The sequence below is a fragment of the Stenotrophomonas indicatrix genome (assembly GCA_041545745.1).
Lineage (GTDB): Bacteria > Pseudomonadota > Gammaproteobacteria > Xanthomonadales > Xanthomonadaceae > Stenotrophomonas > Stenotrophomonas indicatrix_A.
In genome coordinates this window covers 4,477,997-4,501,522 of record CP168152.1, presented here as the reverse complement: position 1 = coordinate 4,501,522, position 23,526 = coordinate 4,477,997, and the positions used below count along the sequence as shown (strand labels likewise).

25 protein-coding genes are annotated in these 23,526 nt (G+C 67.9%); 23 read left to right on the top strand and 2 right to left on the bottom strand.

The genetic code is table 11. The features are described 5' to 3' along the window. Window positions 1-3: 3 nt before the first annotated feature. Together ACEF39_RS20525 and ACEF39_RS20520 are read right to left on the bottom strand one after the other, a co-directional pair. Complete coding sequence (locus ACEF39_RS20525) at window positions 4-423, bottom strand: NUDIX hydrolase (protein ID WP_500286416.1); 420 nt, start codon at window positions 421-423, stop codon at window positions 4-6. Beyond that, the gene (locus ACEF39_RS20520; protein ID WP_500286415.1) at window positions 420-2,792 is read right to left on the bottom strand and encodes a S9 family peptidase; all 2,373 of its coding nucleotides are present in this window, start codon (window positions 2,790-2,792) and stop codon (window positions 420-422) included. The genes ACEF39_RS20525 and ACEF39_RS20520 overlap by 4 nt, the downstream gene beginning before the upstream one ends. 167 nt (window positions 2,793-2,959) lie before the next feature. Between ACEF39_RS20520 and ACEF39_RS20515 the strand changes: the two genes are divergently transcribed. From ACEF39_RS20515 to ACEF39_RS20405, 23 genes are all read left to right on the top strand, one after another. Continuing rightward, window positions 2,960-3,289 (top strand): hypothetical protein, encoded by a 330-nt coding sequence (locus ACEF39_RS20515; RefSeq protein ID WP_500286414.1) that lies wholly within the window; start codon window positions 2,960-2,962, stop codon window positions 3,287-3,289. A 37-nt stretch (window positions 3,290-3,326) separates the two neighbouring features. Then, complete coding sequence (locus tag ACEF39_RS20510; protein WP_500286413.1) at window positions 3,327-3,980, top strand: RNA polymerase sigma factor; 654 nt, start codon at window positions 3,327-3,329, stop codon at window positions 3,978-3,980. Continuing rightward, window positions 3,977-4,192 carry a hypothetical protein gene (locus ACEF39_RS20505; protein WP_500286412.1) on the top strand — a complete coding sequence of 72 codons (216 nt, stop codon included), beginning with the start codon at window positions 3,977-3,979 and terminating at the stop codon, window positions 4,190-4,192. The genes ACEF39_RS20510 and ACEF39_RS20505 overlap by 4 nt, the downstream gene beginning before the upstream one ends. A 246-nt stretch (window positions 4,193-4,438) precedes the next feature. Continuing rightward, window positions 4,439-5,836, top strand: coding sequence for a cytochrome ubiquinol oxidase subunit I (locus ACEF39_RS20500; RefSeq protein ID WP_500286411.1), 1,398 nt, complete (start codon window positions 4,439-4,441; stop codon window positions 5,834-5,836). A gap of 1 nt (window position 5,837) precedes the next feature. Next, on the top strand, window positions 5,838-6,851 hold the full coding sequence (cydB, locus tag ACEF39_RS20495) for a cytochrome d ubiquinol oxidase subunit II (protein ID WP_500286410.1): 1,014 nt from the start codon (window positions 5,838-5,840) through the stop codon (window positions 6,849-6,851). A gap of 228 nt (window positions 6,852-7,079) precedes the next feature. Then, the gene (locus ACEF39_RS20490) at window positions 7,080-7,826 is read left to right on the top strand and encodes a beta-ketoacyl synthase chain length factor (protein ID WP_500286409.1); all 747 of its coding nucleotides are present in this window, start codon (window positions 7,080-7,082) and stop codon (window positions 7,824-7,826) included. Then, entirely contained in the window at window positions 7,819-8,616 is a 798-nt protein-coding gene (locus tag ACEF39_RS20485; protein ID WP_500286408.1) for a lysophospholipid acyltransferase family protein, read from the top strand. Before ACEF39_RS20490 ends, ACEF39_RS20485 begins: the two co-directional genes overlap by 8 nt. Continuing rightward, a complete protein-coding gene (locus ACEF39_RS20480) occupies window positions 8,603-8,860 on the top strand; it encodes a phosphopantetheine-binding protein (RefSeq protein ID WP_005411610.1) in 258 nt (85 codons plus the stop codon). The genes ACEF39_RS20485 and ACEF39_RS20480 overlap by 14 nt, the downstream gene beginning before the upstream one ends. A 16-nt stretch (window positions 8,861-8,876) precedes the next feature. Continuing rightward, window positions 8,877-9,134, top strand: coding sequence for an acyl carrier protein (locus tag ACEF39_RS20475; RefSeq protein ID WP_025878014.1), 258 nt, complete (start codon window positions 8,877-8,879; stop codon window positions 9,132-9,134). A 22-nt stretch (window positions 9,135-9,156) separates the two neighbouring features. Then, window positions 9,157-9,708 carry a COG4648 family protein gene (locus tag ACEF39_RS20470; RefSeq protein ID WP_500286407.1) on the top strand — a complete coding sequence of 184 codons (552 nt, stop codon included), beginning with the start codon at window positions 9,157-9,159 and terminating at the stop codon, window positions 9,706-9,708. Continuing rightward, entirely contained in the window at window positions 9,701-11,386 is a 1,686-nt protein-coding gene (locus ACEF39_RS20465; RefSeq protein WP_500286406.1) for an ApeI family dehydratase, read from the top strand. The genes ACEF39_RS20470 and ACEF39_RS20465 overlap by 8 nt, the downstream gene beginning before the upstream one ends. Then, window positions 11,376-12,146 (top strand): glycosyltransferase family 2 protein, encoded by a 771-nt coding sequence (locus tag ACEF39_RS20460; protein ID WP_500286405.1) that lies wholly within the window; start codon window positions 11,376-11,378, stop codon window positions 12,144-12,146. The genes ACEF39_RS20465 and ACEF39_RS20460 overlap by 11 nt, the downstream gene beginning before the upstream one ends. A 1-nt stretch (window position 12,147) precedes the next feature. Beyond that, a complete protein-coding gene (locus ACEF39_RS20455; RefSeq protein ID WP_500286404.1) occupies window positions 12,148-13,089 on the top strand; it encodes a lysophospholipid acyltransferase family protein in 942 nt (313 codons plus the stop codon). Further along, on the top strand, window positions 13,079-14,629 hold the full coding sequence (locus tag ACEF39_RS20450) for an HAL/PAL/TAL family ammonia-lyase (protein WP_500286403.1): 1,551 nt from the start codon (window positions 13,079-13,081) through the stop codon (window positions 14,627-14,629). The genes ACEF39_RS20455 and ACEF39_RS20450 overlap by 11 nt, the downstream gene beginning before the upstream one ends. Beyond that, window positions 14,616-15,047, top strand: coding sequence for an acyl-CoA thioesterase (locus tag ACEF39_RS20445; protein ID WP_100553989.1), 432 nt, complete (start codon window positions 14,616-14,618; stop codon window positions 15,045-15,047). Before ACEF39_RS20450 ends, ACEF39_RS20445 begins: the two co-directional genes overlap by 14 nt. After that, on the top strand, window positions 15,044-15,673 hold the full coding sequence (locus ACEF39_RS20440) for an outer membrane lipoprotein carrier protein LolA (RefSeq protein WP_500286402.1): 630 nt from the start codon (window positions 15,044-15,046) through the stop codon (window positions 15,671-15,673). The genes ACEF39_RS20445 and ACEF39_RS20440 overlap by 4 nt, the downstream gene beginning before the upstream one ends. Continuing rightward, window positions 15,666-18,011 carry an MMPL family transporter gene (locus ACEF39_RS20435; RefSeq protein ID WP_500286401.1) on the top strand — a complete coding sequence of 782 codons (2,346 nt, stop codon included), beginning with the start codon at window positions 15,666-15,668 and terminating at the stop codon, window positions 18,009-18,011. Before ACEF39_RS20440 ends, ACEF39_RS20435 begins: the two co-directional genes overlap by 8 nt. 62 nt (window positions 18,012-18,073) lie before the next feature. Further along, window positions 18,074-19,348 carry an NAD(P)/FAD-dependent oxidoreductase gene (locus ACEF39_RS20430; RefSeq protein WP_500286400.1) on the top strand — a complete coding sequence of 425 codons (1,275 nt, stop codon included), beginning with the start codon at window positions 18,074-18,076 and terminating at the stop codon, window positions 19,346-19,348. Beyond that, the gene (locus ACEF39_RS20425) at window positions 19,336-19,890 is read left to right on the top strand and encodes a DUF3261 domain-containing protein (RefSeq protein WP_500286399.1); all 555 of its coding nucleotides are present in this window, start codon (window positions 19,336-19,338) and stop codon (window positions 19,888-19,890) included. Before ACEF39_RS20430 ends, ACEF39_RS20425 begins: the two co-directional genes overlap by 13 nt. Beyond that, window positions 19,887-21,074, top strand: a complete 1,188-nt coding sequence (locus ACEF39_RS20420; RefSeq protein WP_500286398.1) for a beta-ketoacyl-[acyl-carrier-protein] synthase family protein — start codon at window positions 19,887-19,889, stop codon at window positions 21,072-21,074. Before ACEF39_RS20425 ends, ACEF39_RS20420 begins: the two co-directional genes overlap by 4 nt. Next, the gene (locus ACEF39_RS20415; RefSeq protein WP_108267722.1) at window positions 21,071-21,529 is read left to right on the top strand and encodes a hotdog family protein; all 459 of its coding nucleotides are present in this window, start codon (window positions 21,071-21,073) and stop codon (window positions 21,527-21,529) included. The genes ACEF39_RS20420 and ACEF39_RS20415 overlap by 4 nt, the downstream gene beginning before the upstream one ends. Beyond that, complete coding sequence (locus ACEF39_RS20410; RefSeq protein WP_500286397.1) at window positions 21,526-22,257, top strand: 3-ketoacyl-ACP reductase FabG2; 732 nt, start codon at window positions 21,526-21,528, stop codon at window positions 22,255-22,257. The genes ACEF39_RS20415 and ACEF39_RS20410 overlap by 4 nt, the downstream gene beginning before the upstream one ends. Continuing rightward, window positions 22,257-23,495, top strand: coding sequence for a beta-ketoacyl-ACP synthase (locus ACEF39_RS20405; protein ID WP_025877989.1), 1,239 nt, complete (start codon window positions 22,257-22,259; stop codon window positions 23,493-23,495). The genes ACEF39_RS20410 and ACEF39_RS20405 overlap by 1 nt, the downstream gene beginning before the upstream one ends. Window positions 23,496-23,526: the final 31 nt, after the last annotated feature.

The following is a 23,526-nucleotide window of genomic DNA, read 5'->3' as shown; positions in this document are numbered from 1 at the left end:
GGGTCAGCGGGCCGTCGCCAGGGCAGCGACCGCCGGCAGGATATGGTGTTCGCTCAAGGGTGCCAAGGGCAGGCCGTGCGGCGGCCGCAGCGGTACCCAGGCCAGTTCGGCGATCTCCGCACGCGCGCACGGCTCACCTTCGATCCACACCCGCCAGGCCTGCGCCTGCACGCGGTGACCGGGCTCGTTCACTGCCCAGTCCTCGAAATTCCCGAGTGCGATGGCGGAGGCAGCGTGCAGCTGCACGCCCAGTTCCTCGTCCAGTTCGCGTGCCAGGGCCTGCAGCGGCTGCTCGCCCGGGTCGGGCTTGCCGCCCGGCTGGATGAAACGGCTGGCACCGTGCTTGCGCACCACCAGCGCCCGGCCGCGATCATCGAGGATGACCGCGGCCACGATGTGGATCGTGGCCGCGGCAACACTCACTTCAGGTTCTGCTCGAACAGCTTGAGGATGCGCTTGTACTGGTCCAGCCAGGAGTCGGCACGCACGTAGCCGTGGCGCTCCAGCGGGTACGGCGCGATCGACCAGTTGTCCTTGTGCAGTTCGATCAGGCGCTGGGTCAGGTTCACCGAATCCTGGAAGAACACGTTGTCGTCCATCATGCCGTGGGCGATCAGCAGGCTGTCCTGCAGGTTCTGTGCGTACTCGATCGGCGACGACACGCGGTACGCCTCCGGGTCGATGTCCGGGGTGTTGAGGATGTTGCTGGTGTAGCCGTGGTTGTACTGGTGCCAGTCGACCACCGGGCGCAGCGCAGCGCCGGCCTTGAACGTGCCCGGCGAGCGGAACAGCGCCATGAAGGTCATGAAACCGCCGTAGGAACCACCGTAGATGCCGGCGTGGTCACGGTCACCCTGCTGGGTGTCGACCAGCCAGTCCAGGCCGTCCTTGTAGTCTTCCAGCTCCGGGTGGCCCATGTTGCGGTAGATCGCCGTGCGCCAGTCGCGGCCGTAGCCCTCGCTGCCGCGGTAGTCCATGTCCAGCACGATGTAACCCTTCTGCACCAGCAGGTTGTGGAACATCTGCTCGCGGAAGTAGGCCGGGTAACGCTGGTGCACGTTCTGCAGGTAGCCGGCACCGTGCACGAACATCACGATCGGGTACTTCTTGCCGGCTTCCTTGTTTTCTGGTTCGTAGTACTTGGCCCAGACCACGCCGGCGCCATGCTTGGATGGCACCGCCACCAGCTTCGGCTGGACCCACTGGCGCGCCTTGTACTCGGCGGTGCGGGTGTCGGTCAGCACGCGCGCCTGGCCAGCACCGGTGCTCGGCACCACCGCCAGCTGCGCCGGCAGGTAGGCGCCGGAATAGCGCACCAGCAGCTGCTGGCCGTCCGGCGACAGCGAGAAGTCTTCCACGCCGTTGAGGTTGGTCAGCTCGCGCACCTGGCGGGCAGTGGTATCGACCGCGCAGACTTCGTAGTCATGCGGGGCCTGCTGGTTGCACAGGAAGTAGAAGCCCTTGCCGTCGGCCGACAGCACCGGCGCCGAGGTCTCCCACTTGCCGCTGGTCAGCGCCTGCGGCTTGCCGCCGCCGGCCTGGATGTACAGGTGCGAGAAGCCGGATTCTTCAGACAGCAGCCACAGTGTGCGGCCATCGGCCATCCAGCCGAAATCGTTGAAGCCCCAGTTGATCCAGGCGTTGTCGGTCAGCCGGTGGCGGTTCTGCACGCGGCCATCGGCAGCGGCAACGCTGACGATCCAGCGGTCCTTGTTGTCGTTGGCACGCAGCATCACCGCGGCCTGCTGGCCGTCAGCGCTCCAACGGATGCCACCGCCCATGAAATCGCTCATCACCTGCACGCTGCGGTCGCCCTTCAGTGCGTCCTTGCCGGCCTTGCGGCGCAGCGCGGCCAGCGGATCGGTGCCGATGCCCGGCAGGCTGGACAGCGACAGCTTCTCGGCCTTGCCGCTGCGTACATCCACGAACCACAGGGTGTGCGGCTCGAAGCCGTTGCGGCCGACGCGCTGACGGGTGTCCTCGGTTTCCTCATAGCCTGACTCGGTCACGTACAGCGGCATCTTGCCGCCGCGGCCGTCATCGAAGTCCTTCGGCTTGGTGGTCACGATCAGGTGGCCCAGGTCCGGCGACAGCACGCTGTCGACGATCTCGACGTCGGCTCCCAGGAACACCGGGCCCGGTGCGCGGGTCGGGTCGGCCTGGCGCCAGCGCTGGTCCTGGTCCTTCAGCGCCTCGCGCTGTTCGCGGTCGCGACGCAGGGTTTCCAGCGTGCGCAGCTGCTGGTCGCGCAGCACGTCGGCCTTCGGCGGCGTGCTCGGATCCTTGTCGGCCTTCAGGCTGGCCACCTGCTGCACACCGCTGGCGGCGGTCCAGTGGAACCAGTTCTGGCCGACGCGCCAGATCACGCCGTTGTCGGCGGCGAAGTTCACGCCTGCGGCGCGTTCGTTGCTGCGGGTCAGCTGGGTCAGCGCGCCGCTGCGCAGGTCGCGGACGAACACATCGCCGTTGCGCACGAAGGCGCTGCGGCTGCGGCTGCGGTCATAGACCGGATCGGCCACGTCCAGGCTGCCACGCTGGTCATCGGCCACCTGTGCGGCCACGCCACCGGCCACCGGCTGGCGGAAGGTGTCGCGCACCGGGCTGCCGTTGCGCTTGAGCTGGTATTCCACCTGCTGGCTGTTCCACGACCACCAGGCCTTCTCCACCGGCGGACCGATCCAGTCCGGGTCGGCCATGGCCTGTTCGATGGTGATCGGCGTCGGCGCGGCCTGGGCGGCCGGAGCGGCCAGCACGGCAGACAGCAGGAGGGACAGGGGCAGCACTCGGGACATGGGCGGACAGCACCAGAAGAGGAAACCGGGCAAGCGTAGCAGCCGCAAGGGCCGGGGGAGGGGGCCACAGGTCATGGCAGCGGGATCGGCAAAGCGGTGCAACCGGTCGGCAGGGCCGCGCATCCAATCTCCTGAACCCGCATCATCCAGCGGACAGGAGCACGACCATGCAGGAACTCATCCCGATCACCCTCTTCATCTGCACCGCCTATGCGATCCATGCCATCGCCGATGCGCGTGCGCGCAGCAAGCTGGTGGCGCCGCACGTGCCGGAAGAGGTGATCCGCTCGCTGGCGCTGCTGGAAGAGGAGCGCCGCCGCCAGGGCGCGCTGCGCTGGGGCATCAGCCTGGTGTGCCTGGCACTGGCCATGGCGCTGCTGGAGGCCATCGGTGCACGCGACCTGACGTTCGGCGCCGCCGCCGCGATGGTCGGCAGCGCCGGCCTGGGTCAGCTGCTGGCCTGGTACTTCACCCGCCCCGCAGTGCGCAAGGGCTGAGCCGGCGCATGCTGCGGGCACAGGGGAAGCCCCACGCATGAGCCTGCTCAGGGGAGCGCTGGCTGCATTGCGGGGGCGGCATCGACCGGATGCCGCGGCGGCAACCACACCCGCCGAGCCGCTGGATGCGGACCAGGTATTGGTGCGCGCGATCATCGACGGCTCGCAACCGGCCTTCGCGCAGCTGGTGGAAACACATCAGCGCACCTGCGCGCATGTGATCGGCCGCGTGGTCGGCGACCGCGACCAGGTGGCCGACCTGTTGCAGGAAACGTTCCTGGCGGCATTCCGCCAGCTGCACCGGTTCCGTTTCGAATCCTCGCTGCGCACCTGGATTTCGCGCGTGGCCTACACCACCGCGCTGCAGTACCTGCGGCGGCGGCGGCTGGAAGCGCAGTGGATGGTGGCGGTGGAAGCGCCCGAGGAGCTGGGGGTTGGTGACGGGGGGCCGGGTCCTTCCGAACTCAGCGAGACATTGCAGGCCGGCCGCCACCTCGGCGCGGCGCTGGAACGATTGAGTGCACCGCAGCGCCTGATCGTAGGCCTGCATTATCTGGAGGATTTCGATCTGGCCGAGATCGAACAGGTGACAGGCCTGGCCCGCGGTACCATCAAGAGCCACCTGTACCGTGCGCGCCAGGTCCTGAAACAGGAACTGGTGCGGCATGCCACCGCCGGAGAGCTGTTGTGAAACGACCGACCGATTCCCGCGATGCGGAAGAGCGCGCGCTGGCGCAGGCGTTGCGTGAGCAGGAACAGCAGGAAGGGACGCCGGATGTGAGCGAGGCGCTGCGGAAGCGCATTACCTCCGAATCGCGCGACAGCGGCGTGGGCTATGTGGTGGTGCAGGTGGTGTTGCTGGGGGCGCTGCTGGCGGGGGGCGTCTGGTATTTCTGGCGCTGAGGCGCCCGCCGGGTGATGGGCCGCTCCAATCGCTGTTGGTAGATGCCGACCTTGGTCGGCGCTTGGGTGTGTGCCAACCAAGGTTGGCAGCTACCAGAGCGGCTAAACGGTAGCGCCGCGCCATGTCGGCTGCGCCTTCTCCACCTGCGACAAAGTGAAGCAGCGCGTCACCCGGTCGCATCCCGGCTTAACAAAATCCTCCTAAAGTGGTCCGGTATCCCACCGGCACCTGGCAGGAGGCGTCCCTTGGACGCGTTGTTGTTGTCGCGGATCCAGTTCGGATTCGTCATCAGTTTCCACGTACTGTTCCCGGCCTTCACCATCGGCACGGCCAGCTGGCTGGCCTTCATCGAATGGCGCTGGCTGCGCACCAAGCTGCCTGTATGGCGCGAGCTGTATTTCTTCTGGCAGAAGATCTTCGCGGTGTCGTTCGGCATGGGCGTGGTCAGCGGCATCGTCATGGCTTTCCAGTTCGGCACCAACTGGCCGCGGCTGAGCGAAGTGGCCGGTACGGTCATCGGCCCGCTGCTGACCTACGAAGTGCTGACCGCGTTCTTCCTGGAGGCCAGCTTCCTCGGCGTGATGATGTTCGGCTGGGGCCGGGTGTCGCCGCGCCTGCATTTCCTGTCCACCTGCATGGTGGCGCTGGGCACGTTGTTTTCGACGTTCTGGATCCTGTCGTCCAACAGCTGGCTGCATACGCCGGCCGGTTACGAGATGGTCAACGGCATCGTCCATCCCGTCGACTGGTGGCAGGTAGTGTTCAACCCGTCCTTCCCGTACCGCCTGGCACACATGGCGCTGGGTTCGTTCATCACCACCTGTTTCGTGATCGGTGGTGTCGGCGCCTGGTACCTGCGTCGTGGCCAACACGTGGAAGCGGGCCGGCGCATGCTGATCGCCGCCGTCGCGTTCGCTGCGCTGACCGTGCCGGTGCAGATCTTCGTCGGCGACATGCATGGCTTGAACACGCTCAAGCACCAGCCGATGAAGATCGCGGCGATGGAAGCGCACTGGCATGAGACCAAGGAGGGCGAGGGCGTGCCGCTGGTGGTGTTCGCGCTGCCCAACGAGGAGGAGGAGCGCAACGACTTCGAGGTGGCCATTCCCAAGCTCGGCAGCGTGATCCTCACCCACACCTTGGACGGTACGTTCGATCCGCTGACGTCGGTGCCGGCCAGCGAGCGGCCGCCGGTGACGCCGGTGTTCTTCGCCTTCCGCATCATGGTCGGGCTGGGCACGCTGATGCTGGTGCTGGCCTGGGTCTCGGCCTTCCAGCGGTGGCGGAAGAAGCTGCTGGCTTCGCCGTGGCTGCTGCGTGGCTGGAACTGGATGCTGCCCAGCGGCTTCATCGCGCTGCTGTCGGGCTGGTTCGTCACCGAGATGGGACGGCAGCCGTGGGTGGTATATGGCGTGCTGCGCACCGCCGATGCGGTCGGCCCGCAGAGTGCGTGGATGACCGCGCTGTCGCTGGGCGTCTACGTGATCGGCTATGCCTTCGTGTTCGGCTGGGGCATCTGGTACCTGGTGAAGATACTGCGCCATGGCCCGCAGCCGTACGACGCAGGCCCGTCGCTGGACCATGGCAGCCACACCCCGGCGCGGCCGCTGTCGGCCGCTGACGAACCGCTGGAGGAGCGCTGACATGGACCTGATGACCTGGCTGCCGGTGGCATGGTTCGCGGTGATCGGCTTCGGTGTGCTGATGTATGTGGTACTGGATGGCTTCGTACTCGGCATCGGCATCCTCGCCCCGTTCGCCGAGGACGAGGAACAGCTGGACCTGATGATGAACACCGCCGCGCCGATCTGGGACGGCAACGAGACCTGGCTGGTGCTCGGCGGCGCCGGCCTGATGGCGGCGTTCCCCAAGGCCTACGCAGTGCTGTTGTCGGCGCTGTACCTGCCGGTGCTGCTGCTGGTGGTGGCGCTGGTGTTCCGTGGCGTGGCCTTCGAGTTCCGTTTCAAGGCGCACCGCTCGCGGCGGCTGTGGAGCGTGGCGTTCGGCCTTGGTTCGCTGCTGGCCACCTTTGCCCAAGGCGTGATCCTCGGCACGCTGGTGCAGGGCCTGCCGCTGGTCGATGGCGTGTACCAGGGCGGCGCGTTCGGCTGGTTCAGCCCGTTCGCGATGCTGACCGGTGCTGCGCTGGTGGCCGGTTACGCATTGCTGGGCAGCACCTGGCTGATCCTGAAGACCGAAGGCCGCGTGCAGGCGTTGGCCCGGCAGATGACCCGGCCGCTGGTGGTGGCGGTGATCGCGGCGATGGGCCTGGTCAGCAGCTGGCTGCCGTTCCTGCAGTCGCGGCTGATGGACCGCTGGTTCAGCGACGGCAATTTCTGGTGGTTGTCGCCGGTGCCGCTGCTGACCCTGGCGGTGGCCATCGCGCTGTGGCGCAGCGCCACCCATCCGCGTCGCGACCTGCCACCGTTCCTGCTCAGCCTGGCCTTGTTCGTGCTCGGCTTCACCGGCCTGGTGCTGGGCATGTGGCCGTACCTGCTGCCGCCGTCGATGACGCTGTGGCAGGCCGCCGCGCCGGCCTCTTCGCTGGGATTCACCCTGGTCGGGCTGGTGCTGCTGCTGCCGGTCATCCTGGGCTACACGGCCTGGTCCTACCGGGTGTTCCGCGGCAAGGTGCGCGCCGACGCCGGCTATCACTGAATCCGTTCGCTGGATCAATCCACGCGGGGAGCGGTCGCTGACCGTTCCCCGTTGTGCTTTGTGAAACATGTCATCCCTGTGTCGGACGTGCTAGCGTGCGCTCCTTTCCGGCCGCCAGAGGGCAGCCGGCGACGTCCTGGACGGATGCATGGCTGCAGGAATGGGGGGCAGCCGCGCGTCGCCGTAATGGCTCGAGACTCTCGTTCGCCCATCGAAACATCACCGGTAATGATCGAATTTTCCGTTGTCGACTGGGCCGCCTGGGCGCCTGGCCTGACCGAGCGTAGCCAATGGATGGGCTGGGCCGGGTCGCCGTCCCTGCCGCAGGGCGAGGACACGCCGGCCCTGGCCGAGATCCCGGCCATGCAGCGCCGCCGTATCGAGCGCCTGGGCCGCATGGCGATCCAGGCCGCGTGCTGGTGCGAGGACGGGCAGGGCGCTGACAGCCAGGTGCCGCTGGTGTTCGCCAGCCGCCATGGCGATGTCGCCCGTTCGATGGACCTGCTGGGCTCGCTGGTGGCCGATCAGCCGCTGTCGCCCACCGGCTTCGGCCTGTCGGTGCACAACGCCATCGCCGCGCTGTATTCGATCGCCCGCGGCCACCGGGGCAACTACCTGGCGTTGTCCGCCGGCCAGTCGACGGTGGAAGCGGCGTGCCTGGAGGCCGTCGGCCTGCTCGATGATGGTGCCAGTGAAGTGCGGATCGTGGTCTATGAGTCGTCATTGCCCGACGTTTACTCCGAATTCGCCGACGAACCCGACCCGTTCTTCGCCTGGTGTTGGCGCCTGGCACCCGTTGGCACCGCCGGTGGCACCGATCTTTCGCTGTCCTGGCAGGTGGCCGGCGACGTCGATCCGACCGCTCCGGGCCTGTTGCCGCATGCGCTGGACCTGCACCGCTTCCTGCTGGCCGGGGATCCGGTGCTGCAGCATGTGACCCAGGGCCAGCGTTGGTCCTGGCGCCGCCGTGGCTGACGCGCTGCGCCGCCTCGAACATGCCTGGCGGGTGTTCGGCACCGGCCTCAGCTTCGCCGCGTTTGGCGTCGGCGGTCTGTTGCTGGGCGTGCTGGTGATGCCGGTACTGCTGTTGATGCGCGACCGGGTCGCGCGTCGTCGCTTGGCCCGCCGGCTGGTCCAGCGCGCCTTCGCCAGCCACGTATGGCTGATGTGCCGGCTGGGGGTGATGACCCTGCAGGTCGATGGGCGCGAACGCCTGCAGCGCGATGGCCTGCTGGTGCTGGCCAACCACCCGACCCTGATCGACGTGGTCTGCCTGATCGCCCTGCTGCCCAACGCCGACTGCGTGGTCAAGCGGGCGGTGGCCTGCAACCCGTTCATGCGCGGCCCGGTGCGTGCGGCGGGCTACATCTCCAATGACGACGGCGCTGGCCTGGTCGATGACTGCGCGGCGGCCGTGCATGCCGGCGGCACCCTGGTCATCTTCCCGGAAGGCACCCGCAGCGTGCCGGGGCAGCCGCTGCGGCTGCAGCGCGGCGCGGCCAACATTGCTGTGCGCGGGCGCCTGGACATCACCCCGGTGCGCATCACCTGCACCCCGCCGACGTTGACCAAGGGCCAGAAGTGGTATCGTGTGCCCTCACGTCGTTTTCACGTTCAGCTGCAGATCGGCGAAGATATCCCGATCGCGCCGTTCCTGGCCGAAGATGACTCGCCAAGGGGGGATGCCCTGGCGGCCCGTCGCGTCACCGACCACCTCACTCGTTATTTCGACCTGTCTGGAGATCCGACCCGTGCAAGCACTTGAGCACGAGATCAAGGAATTGATCATTTCCTCGCTTTCACTGGAGGACATCACCCCGGAGGACATCGATCCGACCGCGCCTCTGTTCGTCGAAGGCCTCGGCCTGGACTCGATCGATGCACTGGAACTGGGCCTGGCGCTGCAGAAGAAGTACGGTGTCAGCCTCTCGGCCGACTCGGAAGAAACCCGTCGCCATTTCTCCAGCGTGCGCGCGCTCGGCGAGTTCGTCGCCGCCCGCCAGTCGTAAGGCGCCAGGAACTGCCATGACCAAGAATGAATTGTTCGAGCGCATCGTCCGCATCCTGACCGACAGCTTCGAGATCGAGCCGGCGCGGATCAGCCCGGAGTCGCGCCTGTACGACGACCTGGACATCGACAGCATCGATGCCGTGGACCTGATCGTGCAGCTCAAGCCGCTGCTCGGCCGCAACCTGCAGCCTGAAGCGTTCAAGGCCGTGCGCACCGTGCAGGACATCGTTGATGTCGTGCATGGCCTGCTGCCCGGTCAGGCCGCTGCCTGACAGCATTACGGACGCCGCGACCATGGCACGGGCACGCATGGTCGTGGTGGCAGCGATTTCGCTTGCCTATCCGGTGCTGGTCTACGTGGCGATGGGCCGCTTCGAGCCGCGCTGGCTGTCCTTGCTGCTGTTCGCGCTGGCCCTGCTGCGCGCGCTGAGCACCCGGCAGCCGTTGTGGTGGGCCGCCGCCGCCGGCGCGGGCCTGCTGGCCGGGCTGGCCACCGTGCTCAACCAGGCCCTGCCGCTGAAGCTGTACCCGGCGCTGGTGAACGTGGTGATGTTGACGGTGTTCGCCACCAGCCTGCGCTTCGGTCCGCCCCTGGTGGAACGCCTGGCGCGCCTGCAGGAGCCGGACCTGCCACCGTTCGCGGTGGCCTATACCCGCCGCGTCACCCAGGTGTGGTGCGGCTTTTTCGTTCTCAATGGTGGTCTCGCCCTGCTCACCGCGCTGTATGCGTCGGATCGGGTCTGGATGCTCTACAACGGATTGTTGGCGTACGTGATGATGGGATTGTTGTTCGGGGGCGAATGGCTGGTACGGCGTCGGGTCAAGGCTGCGCACGCGCATGGCTGACTGGATCGCCCTGGATAGGTTGCTGATCGCGGCGCAACCCGGCCGAGACATCGGTGTCTGCGATGGCATTGCCGTCGATCACGTCGCCTTCCGCCTGCGCGTACTCGCCTGGCATGACGCTTTCAGCACAGCCGAAGGTCGCGACTGGGCGCTCTACTTCGATGACACCGTGGCCTTCGCTGCGGCGTTGTTCGGTGCCTGGCATGCCGGCAAGCGGGTCTTCCTGGCCGCCGACAACCTGCCCGCGACATTGCAGGCGCTGCAGCCGCAGGTGAGTGGCTTTGCAGGTGACCTGTCGGCGGATTACCAGCCGTTGCAGGCCACCGCCATCGCCGACGATGCGTCGCTGTTGCCGTTGGACGAGCGCGCCTGCGAACTCTGTGTATTCACCTCTGGCAGCACCGGCCAGCCCAGTGCGATCAGCAAGCGGCTGGACCAGCTGGCGCGCGAGGTCGATGCGCTGCAGGCCGCCTTCGGCGCCCAGCTCGACGGCGCCCAGGTGCATGGCACCGTGTCCCACCAGCATATCTACGGCCTGCTGTTCCGCGTGCTGTGGCCGCTGGCCGCTGGCCGTGCGATCCAGCCCCGGCGTTTCTTCCACGAAGACCTGGTGGGCGCGTTGGCCGGTACCGATACGGTGCTGGTGGCGACCCCGGCCCATCTCAAGCGCCTGCCCGAGCAGCTCGACTGGGCCAGCCTGCACGGCCGCCTGCGTGCGGTGTTCTCCTCCGGCGGCCCGCTGCCCGAGGACGCAGCGCGCCAGGTCCGCCAGTGGTTGGGCGTGGCGCCCACCGAGGTTTACGGCAGCAGCGAAACCGGTGGCATCGCCTGGCGCCGCTGGGATACCGATGCGCCGCCGTGGCAGCCGTTGCCGGGCGTGCAATGGCGGATCGAGGAGGACTGCCTGGCGGTTGCCTCGCCGCACCTGGAGACCTCGGACTGGTGGCGCACCCAGGATCGCGTGGAAGCACTGGCAGATGGCCGTTTCCGCCTGCTGGGCCGTGCCGACCGCATCGTCAAGATCGAAGAACGACGTGTTTCGCTGGATGCACTGGAGCGCGCGCTGCGCGAGGATCCAGAAGTCGAGGACGTGCGCGTGCTGGTGCTGCAGGGCCAGCGCGAGCAGCTGGCGGCCGTGGTGGTGCCGGCCGATCCGGCGCTGGCACGTGCCGGTGACAGCGCACGGCGTGCGCTGGGGCAGCGGCTCGGTGCGCGGCTGGCGCAGGGCCATGATGCGGTCACCCGGCCGCGGCGCTGGCGCCTGGTCGAATCGCTGCCGATCAATGCCCAGGGCAAGGTCACCCGGGCCGCGCTGGTCGCGTTGTTCCAGCCGATGATGCCGGTGCCGGTCTGGGACTGTCGCGAAGAAGCGGAGGCCACCCTGCGGATGACGCTGGACCCTGCGCTGCGCGCGTTCCAGGGCCACTTCCCGCAGGCGGCGATCCTGCCCGGCGTGGCCCAGCTGGACTGGGCGGTGCGCTTCGGGCGCCAGGCCTTCGTGCTGCCGACCGGTTTCCAGCGCATGGATGCAGTGAAGTTCCAGCGCGTGGCCCGCCCCGGTGACGAGCTGACCCTGCAACTGCAGTGGGAGGCCGAACGCGGCGTGCTGACGTTCCGCTACACCTCCGTGCATGGGGTGCACGCCAGCGGCAGGGTGGTGTTCGCTGATGCGCATTGAGCCGGCCACCGCTGGCGGCGCGTTCGCGCCGCTGGTGGTCATTCCCGTGTACGACCACGAACACGCCATCGGCACGGTCGTCGATGGCGTGCAGGCTGCGGGCCTGCCCTGCCTGCTGGTCGACGACGGCTCGCAGCCGTCCTGCGCGCTGGTGCTGCAGGAACTGGCACAGCGAGCCGGTGTCGATCTGCTGCGGCTGGACGTGAACCAGGGCAAGGGTGGTGCGATGCTGGCCGGGTTCGCCGAAGCGCAGCGTCGTGGGTATACCCATGTGCTGCAGATCGATGCCGACGGACAGCACGACACCGGCGACCTGCCGCGCTTCATCGACGCCGCCCGCGCGCGCCCGGAGGCGTTGATCTGCGGCATTCCGGCCTACGATGCCAGCGTGCCGAAGGCGCGTCTGTATGGTCGCTACGCCACCCACATCTGGGTGTGGATCAACACGCTGTCGCTGCACCTGCGCGACACCATGTGCGGATTCCGCGTGTATCCGTTGCCGCCGGTGCTGCGCCTGGTCGGTGAGGAAGCCATCGGCCGGCGCATGGATTTCGACACCGAAGTGATGGTCCGCCTGTACTGGCGGCAGGTGCCGGTCGAGCACCTGGCCACGCGCGTGACCTATCCGGCCGACGGTGTTTCGCATTTTGATGTGTGGCGCGACAACGTGCGCATCAGTCGCATGCATACCCGGCTGTTCTTCGGCATGCTCTGGCGCGCGCCACGCCTGCTGTGGCGCCGGTTGCAGGGGCAGGGCTGAGATGAGTCGCGCGCAGAACGCCCCGCACTGGGCCGATATCGGCGAGTCCACGTCGGTGGCCGGCGTGCTGTTCCTGTGCTGGGTACACCGCTGGTTCGGGCGCTGGCCGTTCCGCCTGTGCGTGTGGCCGGTGGTGGCCTGCCATTGGCTGGGCAACCGCGTCGGTCGTCAGGCCTCGATGCAGTACCTGCAGCGGTTGCAGGCCCATGTCGGTGCGCTGGGCCATGCGCCGACCCGGCGCGACAGCCTGCGCCACTTCTTCAGCTTCGCCGACACGATGCTGGACAAGATTCTCGGCCTCGGCGGCCGCTATCCGCCCGAGCGCATCCGCCTGCAGCGCGACCTGGTGCTGGGCAGGATCGCGCGCCGCGAAGGCGGCCTGATCCTGACCGCGCACATCGGCTGCCTGGAACTGTGCCAGGTGCTGGCCGAGCAGGTGCCGGGCTTCCGCATCACCGTGCTGGTGCATACCGCGCACGCGCAGCGCTTCAACCGGCTGTTGCAGCGGCTGGACCCGCTGGCGGCAGTGGAGCTGGTGCAGGTCACCGAAATGGGCCCGGCCACGGCGATGATGCTGGCCGACAAGGTCGCGTCGGGCGGCTTCGTCGCCATCGTTGGCGACCGCGTGCCGGTGCAGGGCGGGCGCAGCGTGATGGCCGATTTCCTCGGCCACCGCGCGCCGTTCCCGATCGGCGCTTACGTGCTGGCGGCCGCGCTCGGCTGCCCGGTCTACACGATGTCGTGCCTGCACCAGGGTGACGGCTATCGGGTGGCATTCGAACAGTTCGCCGACCGCGTGGTGCTGCCACGCGGTTCGCGCGATGCCGCACTGGCCGAACAGGCGCAGCGCTTCGCGCGCTGGCTGGAACTCCAGGTCATCCAGTCCCCGCTGGACTGGTTCAATTTCTTCCCCTTCTGGGATCAGGCTCCTCATGACGATTGACGCCGTACCCGTGTGCCGTTTCGGCGATGCACCGCTGACCATCGAAGACGTGGTCGCCCTGGCCCAGCGCAAGTGCGAGGCCGCGCTGAGCGATGTGCCGGCGTTCCGCGCACATATCCAGCGTGGTGCCGACTTCCTGGACCGCCTGCTGCGCGAGGATGGCGTCATCTATGGCGTGACCACCGGCTACGGCGATTCGTGCACGGTGAACATTCCGCCGGCACTGGTCGCCGAGCTGCCGCACCACCTGTACACCTACCACGGCTGCGGCCTGGGCCGTTACCTGGACCAGGCCGAGACCCGTGCCGTGCTGGCCGCGCGCCTGGCCTCGCTGGTGCGCGGCATGTCCGGTGTCAGCGTACCGTTGCTGGAAGGCCTGGCCACGCTGCTGCAGCACGATGTGCTGCCGCTGATTCCCGCCGAAGGCTCGGTGGGTGCCAGTGGCGACCTGACCCCGCTGTCGTACGTGGCAGCCGTGCTGTGCGGCGAACGCGAGGTGCTGCATGACGGCCGCGTGCAGCCGGCTGCCGATGTGCTGGCGAAGATCGGCATGACCCCGCTGAAGCTGCGGCCGAAGGAAGGCCTGGCGATCATGAACGGCACGGCGGTGATGACCGGCCTGGCCTGCCTGGCCTGGCAGCGCGCCGATTACCTGGCACGCATGGCCACGCGCCTGACCGCGTTCAACGTGCTGTCCAGCGACGGCAACGCGCACCACTTCGATGAAACGCTGTTTGCCGCCAAGCCGCACCCCGGGCAGTCGCGCATTGCCGCGCGCCTGCGCAGCGACCTGCACAGCGAGCGCCCGCCGCGCAATGAACAGCGCCTGCAGGACCGCTACTCGCTGCGCTGCGCGCCGCATGTGATCGGCGTGCTGGAAGATACCCTGCCTTTCCTGCGCCAGCTGATCGAAACCGAGCTGAACAGCGCCAACGACAATCCGCTGATCGATGCCGACGGCGAGCGCATCCTGCACGGTGGTCACTTCTACGGCGGCCACATCGCACTGGCGATGGATACGCTGAAGAATACGGTTGCCAACATCGCCGACCTGCTCGACCGGCAGCTGGCGCTGGTGGTCGATGCCCGCTACAACCACGGCCTGCCGGCCAACCTGTCGGCGGCCACCGGCCCGCGCGCGGCGATCAACCATGGCCTGAAGGCGCTGCAGATCAGCGTTTCGGCGTGGACCGCCGAGGCACTGAAGCAGACCATGCCGGCCAGCGTGTTCTCGCGGTCCACCGAATGCCACAACCAGGACAAGGTCAGCATGGGCACCATCGCCGCGCGCGACTGCCTGCGCGTGATCGAGCTGACTGAACAGGTGGTGGCGGCCATGCTGATCGCCGCCCGCCAGGGGCTGGCGCTGCGCGAACGGGTTGGCATGAACGCGCAGCTGCATGGCAGTCTGGCCGACATGTACGCCGACCTGGGGCAGCGCATCGCCCTGGTCGAAGAAGACCGCGCGCTGGATCGCGAACTGCGGGAACTGCTGGTGGAGATCCGCGCGCAACGCTGGGAGCTGTATGTCGGTGAATGAAGGCAACGAACTGGTCGGCGAAATCGAGCTGGCCCCCGCATTCCATGACTGCGATCCGATGAACGTGGTCTGGCATGGCAACTACTTCAAGTACTTCGAGATCGCGCGCTGCGCGTTGCTGAAGCGCTACGACTACGACTATCCGCAGATGCTCGAATCAGGCTACCTGTGGCCGGTGGTCGATGCGCGGGTGAAGTACGTGCGGCCGCTGCTGTTCAACCAGGCGCTGCGTGTGCGCTCGCGCATCGTCGAGTGGGAGAACCGGCTGAAGATCGAATACGAGATCCTCGATGCGGAGAGTGGCCAGGTGCTGACCCGCGCGATGACCATCCAGGTCGCGGTCGACGCGGCCAGCAAGGAAATGCTGTACCAGTGCCCGCCGGTGCTGTGGCAGCGTCTTGGAGTGCCTGCCCCGTGATCCGAATCCTTCGTCTTCCGCGCGTGCTGCTGTGCGCGTTGCTGCTGGTTGCCGCGCCGCTGCTGCAGGCCGCCGATCCCGCCGTCGATGCCATCACCCAGGCCGTCGCCCGGCCGGACGTGTTGCGCGGGCAGTTCACCCAGGAAAAGCAGGTCAGCGGCTTCAAGAACCCGTTGCGTTCGCAGGGCCAGTTCGTGGTCGCGCGCAAGCACGGGGTGATCTGGTCCACGCTCAAGCCGTTCCCCTCCGAGGTGGTGGTCACCGCCGACCGCATCCTCAGCCGCCAGCGCGATGGCAGCACCCGCGTCGAACTGGACGCGCGCCAGCAGCCGGCGATGCGCTCGGTCAACGCAATCATGTTCGCGTTGATGAGCGGCGACGTGCAGGCACTGTCCAGCCAGTTCAATGTCGAAGCCACGCGCGAAGGGCAGGGCTGGCGGCTGAAGCTGACGCCGAAGTCGGCGATGCTGGCCAAGGCTTTCCAGTCGCTGACGTTGCAGGGCGACCGTTACGTGCGCCAGGTCGAGATCGTCGAAGCCAACCAGGATCGCACCCGCATCCAGTTCACTGCGCTGAGCGAAGCACCGGCCACGTTGAACGCCGACGAGGCGCGCCGCTTTGAGTGACAGCGCCGCACCGGATCGCCTGCGCCGCTGGTGGCACTGGCTGGGCATCGCCTGGCTGCTGCTGTTGCTGGTGCTGGGTGCGCAGCAGTGGCGCCTGTGGAGCCAGGAGTCGCGGATCGACACTGACATCCTCGCCCTGCTGCCGCAGGACGCGCACGACCGCCTGCTCAGCGACGTCACCCGGCGCATCGCCGATGGCAGCTCGCGGCAGGTGGTGGTGCTGCTCGGCAGTACCGACGGTGCCGCTGCCAAGCGCGCGCAGGCCGCGTTCGCTGCGGCGATGGCCAGTGATGCCGACAGCGCGCTGCTGGTGCCCAGTGGTTCGATCGAAGGCTGGTTCGATGACGCGCGAGCGTTCTACGCACCGTACCGCGACCGCCTGCTGACACCGGCCCAGCGCGAGCAGCTGCAGCAGGCCGAACCCGCTGCGCTGGCCGAGCAGGCGCTGGGTGCGCTGTACGGACCGATGGGCGCGCCGCGCCTGACCGAGTGGCGGCAGGATCCGCTGTCGCTGTGGCCGCAGTGGTGGCAGCAGCAGGCCCAGGGCTCCGGGCTGCGCCTGGGCGATGACGGTCTGCTGGAGGCCGAGGGCAAGCACTGGGCGGCGCTGCAGTTCGATACGCCGGGCTCGGCCTTCAGGCTCGATGGCGAGCGCCATCTCGATGGTCTGCTCGAACGCGCCGGACAGGCGGCCAAGGCCGCTGCACCGGATCTGGAGATCCTGCATGCCGGCGTTCCGTTGCATGCCGAAGCGGCCGCGGTGCAGGCCAACCAGGAGATCAACACCATCGGCTGGGGCTCGCTGGCCGCGGTGCTGCTGCTGGTGTGGCTCGCGTTCCGCTCGCTGCGGCCGATCCTGCTGGTCGCCGCCTCGCTGCTGATCGGTTGTGGTGTGGCGCTGGCGGTAACCGTGCTGGTGTTCGACAAGGTGCATGTGCTGACCTTGGTGTTCGGTGCCTCGCTGGTCGGTGTGGCCGAGGATTACGGCATCCACTGGTTCGCCTCGCGCCAGGCCGAGCCGGCCGACCGCCGCTGGAAGCTGCTGCGGCATCTGCTGCCTGGCCTCTGGCTCGCCCTGCTGACCAGCGCGCTGGCCTATCTGGCACTGGGCCTGGCGCCGTTCCCCGGCCTGCGGCAGATGGCGTTGTTCTCGGTGGTTGGCCTGGCTGCGGCCTTCCTCACGGTGATCTTCTGGTTCCCGTGGCTGGACGGTGGCGAGATCCGTACGACCCGCTTCGCGCAGTGGCTGGGCAATACGCTGGAGCGTTTCCCGCGCCTGCACGGGCGTCGCCCGGTGGCGATCTTCCTCGGCGTGGCCGCACTGGTGTCGGCCATCGGCATCGCCCGCCTGCAGAGCAACGACGACCTGCGCAGCCTGCAGTCGTCGCCGCCGGCGCTGATGGCCCAGCAGATCCGCCTCAGCCAGCTGCTGGGCATGCCCAGCCCGGCGCAGTTCTACCTGGTGCAGGGCAGCGATGCCGCACAACTGCTGCAACGCGAAGAAGCGCTGACCACGCGCCTGCGTGAACTGACCAACGACAAGCGCATCGGCGGATACCGTGCGATCAGCGACTGGTTGCCGTCGCCTGCGCGGCAGCAGGCCGATGCGGCGCTGACCGCCCGGGTGGAACCGGGCGTGCTGGCTGCGGTCGGCGAAGCGGTGGGCGAGCCCCTGCAGCGCCCTGCATTCGCAGCGGCACCGCTGAGCGCCGAGGCCTTCCTCGCCTCGCCTGCGTCGCAGCCATTCCGCCACCTGTGGGTGGGCAACGTAGGTGGGCAGATGATCAGCGTGGTGATGGTCGATGACCTGTCGCGTGCCGATGCACTGGCCACCCTGCGGGGTGCCGCCGAAGGCCTGGACGGCGTGCGCTGGGTCGACCGCACCGCTGATTTCTCGCAGCTGCTGGGCCACTACCGCAAGCTGATGGGCGGCCTGCTGCTGGTCGGCATCGTGCTGGTGTTCGGCGCCCTGTGGCTGCGCTATCGGCGCCAGGCCTGGCGTGTGTTCGCCCCCACCCTGGTGGCCGGTGCGCTCACCCTGGGCCTGCTTGGCCTGTTCGGCCAGCCGCTGCAGTTGTTCAACGTGCTGGCACTGATGCTGCTGCTGGGCATGGGCATCGACTACGGCATCTTCCTGATCGAGCACCGCGGCGATGCCAGTGCCTGGCTGGCGGTATGCGTGGGTGCGGCCAGCACCTGGCTGTCGTTCGGCCTGCTGGGTCTTTCGCAGACACCGGCGCTGCGCGCGTTCGGGCTCACCCTGCTGTTCGGCATCGGCCTGGTCTGGCTGATCTCGCCGCTGTTCCGGCCGCCACCGCATGACCTGCCGCCGGCCTGAGCAGACACGATTCACTCCGATTCCTCCGCTTTTCCACCTGATCGAGCAACAAGGACGCACCGATGACTACTGCTGTGGATGCCGCTGATTCTTCCAGCCACGAAGACGTGGAACGTACCGAAATCCTGATCATCGGCGCTGGCCCGGCCGGTTCGGTGGCTGCGGCGATGCTGCGCCAGCAGGACCGCCAGGTGCTGATGCTGGAGCGCCAGCAGTTCCCGCGCTTTTCCATCGGCGAGAGCCTGCTGCCGCAGAGCATGGAATACATCGAAGCGGCCGGTCTGCTGCAGGACGTGGTCGAGGCGGGCTTCCAGCACAAGAACGGCGCGGCCTTCGTGCACGGGGAAGCGCGCACCGCGTTCGACTTCCGGAAGAAGTTCTCGCCGGGCTGGGGTACCACCTACCAGGTGCAGCGCGCCGACTTCGACAACGTGCTGGCACGTGGCGCCGAGCGCATGGGCGCGACCCTGCGTTTCGGCGACGAAGTGCTGGCGGTCGAGCCGGGCGAACAGCCGGTGGTCAGCGTGCGCCGCCCGGATGGCAGCGAGTACCGCATCGAAGCCGATTTCATCCTCGACGCCTCTGGCTTCGCGCGCCTGCTGCCACGCCTGCTGGACCTGGAATCGCCGTCCAGCTTCCCGGTGCGTGGCGCGATCTTCTGCCACGTGCGCGACAACATCCCGGCCGAAGCAGATTTCGATCGCAACAAGATCCTGATCACCACCCATCCCGAGCACATCGACGTCTGGTACTGGACGATCCCGTTCTCCAACGGCTGCTGCTCGCTGGGCGTGGTTGCCGAACCGTCATTCTTCGAACGCTACGAAGGCGACGATCTGCAGAAGCTGCAGGCCATCGTCGGCGAGGACCCGAACCTGACCTCGCTGCTGGCCAACGCCGAATGGGCGGTGCTGCCGGTGCGCCGCATCACCGGCTATTCGGCCAACGTCAGCTCGCTGTGGGGCCCGGGCTATGCGCTGCTGGGCAACGCCGGCGAGTTCCTCGATCCAGTGTTCTCCTCCGGCGTCACCATTGCGTTCAAATCCGCGCAGCTGGCCAGCGAATGCCTGAAGCGCCGTTACGCGGGCGAGACCGTCGACTGGGAAAGCGACTTCTCGGTTCCGCTGCGTGCCGGTGTGAAAACCTTCCGCCGCTTCGTCGAAAGCTGGTACCAGGGCGGCTTCCAGAAGATCATCTACCACCCCAACCAGCAGCCGCAGGTGCGCGACATGATCAGCTCCATCCTGGCCGGTTACGCCTGGGACACCAACAATCCGTATGTGGCCGACGACAGCGGCCGCCGCATGCGTGTGCTGGAGGAACTGTGCAGCGCCTGATCGTCCGCCTCTCTGTGGTGCTGCTGTGCCTGCTGCTGGCCGCCTGTGCCAGCCGCATGCCGCGGCCGCTGGTCGAACTGCCGCCGTTGCGGCTGGCACCGTCCAGCCTGCCGGCGCCGTTGGCCCTGCAGCAGCAGCTGCACTTCCGCTTCGGCAGCCACGAGCGTGATCTGGACGCGCTGCTGGAAGCCGACGCGCAGCAGGTGCGGCTGGCCGTGCAGGTGATGGGCCAGACCGGCGTGCGCCTGCAGTGGGATGGCCAGCAGCTGACCCAGCAGCGTGCACCGTGGCTGCCGCCTCAGGTGCGCGCCGAACGCGTGCTGGACGACCTGCAGTTTGCACTGTGGCCGACCGATGCCATTGCCGCCGCGCTGCCGGCCGACTGGCAGGTGAGCGACGACGGCCGCCAGCGCAGCCTGTCGCGCGACGGCACCGTGTGGCTGCAGCTGCAGCGCCTGGCCGATGGCAGCGTGCAGTTGGACAACCGTGCCGAGGGCTACACCCTGCGCATCGAATCGATCGACATGGCCGGCCAGCAATGAAGAGCGCGCCCATTTTCCTGAACGACCTCGGCGTGGTCTGCGCGTTGGGGGAGGGCCGCGCCGCGGTGGCTGCCGCGCTGTTTGCCGATGCGCCTGGCGGCCTGAGCGACAACGCCAGCCTGCTGCCGGGTCGCACCCTCGCGCTGGGCGAAGTGCACAGCCCGTTGCCGACGCTGGAAGCACTGCCGGTGTCCCTGCGTGGCCGCAACAACGCACTGCTGGACGTGGCACTGGCGCAGATCGCGCCGGCCGTTGCCGATGCCATCAGCCGTTACGGTGCCGAGCGTGTGGCCGTAGTGCTGGGTACCAGTACCTCGGGCATCGGTGAATCCGAACAGGCACTGCGTACCCGTGCCGAACACGGCCATTGGCCCGAAGGCTTCGACTACGCGCAGCAGGAAATGGGCACCGCTGCGCGGTTCGTGCGGGAGCGCAGCGGTGCGCTGGGTCCGGCCTGGACGCTGTCCACGGCCTGTTCCTCCAGCGCCAAGGCGTTGATGTCGGCCGCGCGCATGCTGCGTTCGGGCATCGTCGATGCGGTCATCGCCGGTGGTGCCGATTCCCTGTGCCGGTTCACCGTCGCCGGATTCAGCGCGCTCGAATCGGTCTCCGCCGTGCGCTGCAATCCGTTCTCGCAGCATCGCTGCGGGATCAACATCGGCGAGGGCGCCGCGCTGTTCCTGCTGACCCGCGAACCGGGTGCGGTCAGCCTGGCGGGTTGGGGTGAGTCGGCCGACGCGCACCATATGTCCGCACCGGACCCGCAGGGCCTGGGTGCCATCGACGCCCTGCAGCAGGCGTTGCAGCGTGCTGGCTGGGCACCCTCGGAAGTGGATTACGTGAACCTGCATGGCACCGCGACCGGCCACAACGACGCGATGGAAAGCCTGGCGGTGGCGCAGGTGCTGGGCATCGATGTGCCGGCCAGCTCGACCAAGCCACTGACTGGCCACACGCTGGGTGCGTCCGGCGCGATCGAAGCGGCGCTGTGCTGGATCCTGCTGGCCGAGAACCCGCAGCAGCAGCTGCCGCCGCACTGGTGGGACGGCGTAGCCGATCCGGCGCTGCCGGCGTTGCCGCTGGTAGGCCCGGCGACCTTCCTGCAGCAGCCGCCGCGACGGGTGCTGAGCAATTCGTTCGCCTTCGGCGGCAGCAATGCCGTGCTGGCTCTGGAGCGCCGATGAACATGCCGCTGTATGCCATCGAGGAGGTGGTGCCGCACCGCCAGGACATGTGCCTGCTGGACCGCATCCTGCGCTGGGACCAGGAGGGCATCGAGGCGGAACTGGTGGTGCCCGAGGCCGGCCTGTTCATCGAAGACGGCGCGGTCCCGGCATGGGTCGGCATCGAATACATGGCCCAGGCGATTGCGGCCTGGGCCGGCTGCCGTGCACGCACGGCCGGCAACCCGCCACAGCTGGGCTTCCTGCTCGGCAGCCGGCGTTATACCAGCACGCGCAGCAGCTTCCCCAGCGGCACCCGCCTGCAGGTACAGGCGCGTTGCGAGCTGTTGGGCGACAATGGATTAGGAATGTTTGCCTGCCGCATCCTGGCAGGCGAAGAAGAATGGGCGGTTGCCAACGTGTCGGTGTTCGAACCGGCCGACTCGATGGCCTATCTGGAGAGTGGACAGGCATGACAGGGAATCCAAGCGTGCTGGTGACCGGCGCGAGCCGGGGCATCGGCCGGGCCATTGCGCTGCGTATCGCGCGCGATGGCTTCGACGTGGTGGTGCATTGCCGCAGCCGTGTGGAGGAAGCACAGGCGGTGGCCGACGAGATCCAGGCACTGGGCCAGCAGGCCCGCGTGCTGGCCTTCGACGTGGCCGACCGTGCCGCCGCACGTGCCGCGCTGGAAGCGGACGTGGAGGCACATGGCGCCTACTACGGCGTGGTGTGCAATGCAGGCATCGCCCGTGACGGCGCCTTCCCGGCACTGTCCGAGGACGACTGGGACCAGGTGATCCACACCAATCTGGACGGCTTCTACAACGTGCTGCATCCGTTGATCATGCCGATGGTGCGGCGGCGCAAGTCCGGCCGCATCGTCACCCTGTCCTCGGTGTCCGGCGTGGCCGGCAACCGTGGCCAGGTCAATTACAGTGCGGCCAAGGCCGGCATCATCGGTGCCAGCAAGGCATTGGCGCTGGAGCTGGCCAGCCGCCAGATCACCGTCAACTGCGTGGCCCCGGGCCTGATCGAGACCGACATGCTCAACGAAGAAGTGGTCGAACACGCATTGAAGCTGATCCCCGCCGGCCGCGTCGGCCGCCCGGAGGAAGTGGCGGCCACGGTCGCGTTCCTGTTGTCCGAGCCGGCCGGGTACATCACCCGCCAGGTGATCTCGGTCAACGGGGGGATGATCTGATGGCCGCCGATCGTCGCGTGGTGGTCACCGGTGCCGCCGCCATCAGTCCGCTCGGCCACGACTGGCCGACCATCCAGGCCCATCTGCGCAGCTGCCGCAATGCGGTGCGTTCGATGCCGGAATGGGACGTATATGCCGGTTTGAACACCAAGCTGGCCGCGCCGGCGCAGGACTATGAGCTGCCACCGAACTACAACCGCAAGACCACCCGTTCGATGGGCAAGGTCGCGATCATGTCGGTGCGCGCCACCGAGGTCGCCCTGCGTGAGGCAGGCCTGTTCGAGCACCCGGTGTTGCGCAGTGGACGCACCGGCGTGGCCTACGGCTCATCGTCGGGCAGCCACGAGGCCACCGGCGAATTCGGCCGCATGCTGCACGAGTTCACCACCGACGGCATCAGCGCCACCACCTACCTGAAGATGATGAGCCACACCGCGCCGGTCAACATCGGCGTGTTCTTCGGCTTGTCCGGGCGTGTCTACACCACCTCCAGCGCCTGTACGTCGGGCAGCCAGGGCGTGGGTGCCGGCTATGAAGCGATCCGCAGCGGCAAGCAGACGGTGATGGTGGCCGGTGGCGCCGAGCAGCTCGACGCCACCGCCGCGGCAGTATTCGACACCCTGTTCGCCACCAGCACGCGCAACGATGCACCACACACTACGCCGCGTCCGTTCGATGCCGGCCGCGACGGCCTGGTGCTGGGCGAGGGCGCCTGCACGCTGATCCTGGAGGATCTGGAACACGCGCAGGCACGCGGCGCGACCATCCTCGCCGAGATCGTGGGCTACGGCACCAACAGCGACGGCCAGCACGTCACCCAGCCCAGCGCCGACACCATGGCCCAGGCCATGCGCCTGGCGCTGGAAGACGCCGGCCTGCAGCCGGCGCAGATCGACTACGTGAACGCCCACGGCACCGCCACTGACCACGGCGACATCGCCGAGACCCAGGCCACCGCCCAGGTGTTCGGCAGCCGCGTGCCGATCAGCTCGTTGAAGAGCTACGTCGGCCACATGCTGGGCGGTTGCGGCGCGTTCGAAGCCTGGATGAGCATCGAGATGATGCGCGCCGGCTGGTTCGCACCGACCCTGAACCTGGTCGAGGTGGACCCGCGTTGCGGCCAGCTCGACTTCATCACCGGGCAAGGCCGCGAGCTGCAGGCCGAGTACGTGATGAGCAACAACTTCGCCTTCGGCGGCATCAACACCTCGCTGGTGTTCCGCCGCTGGAGCGCGTGACCCCGCTGTACCCGCACCCCAACAAGGAGAC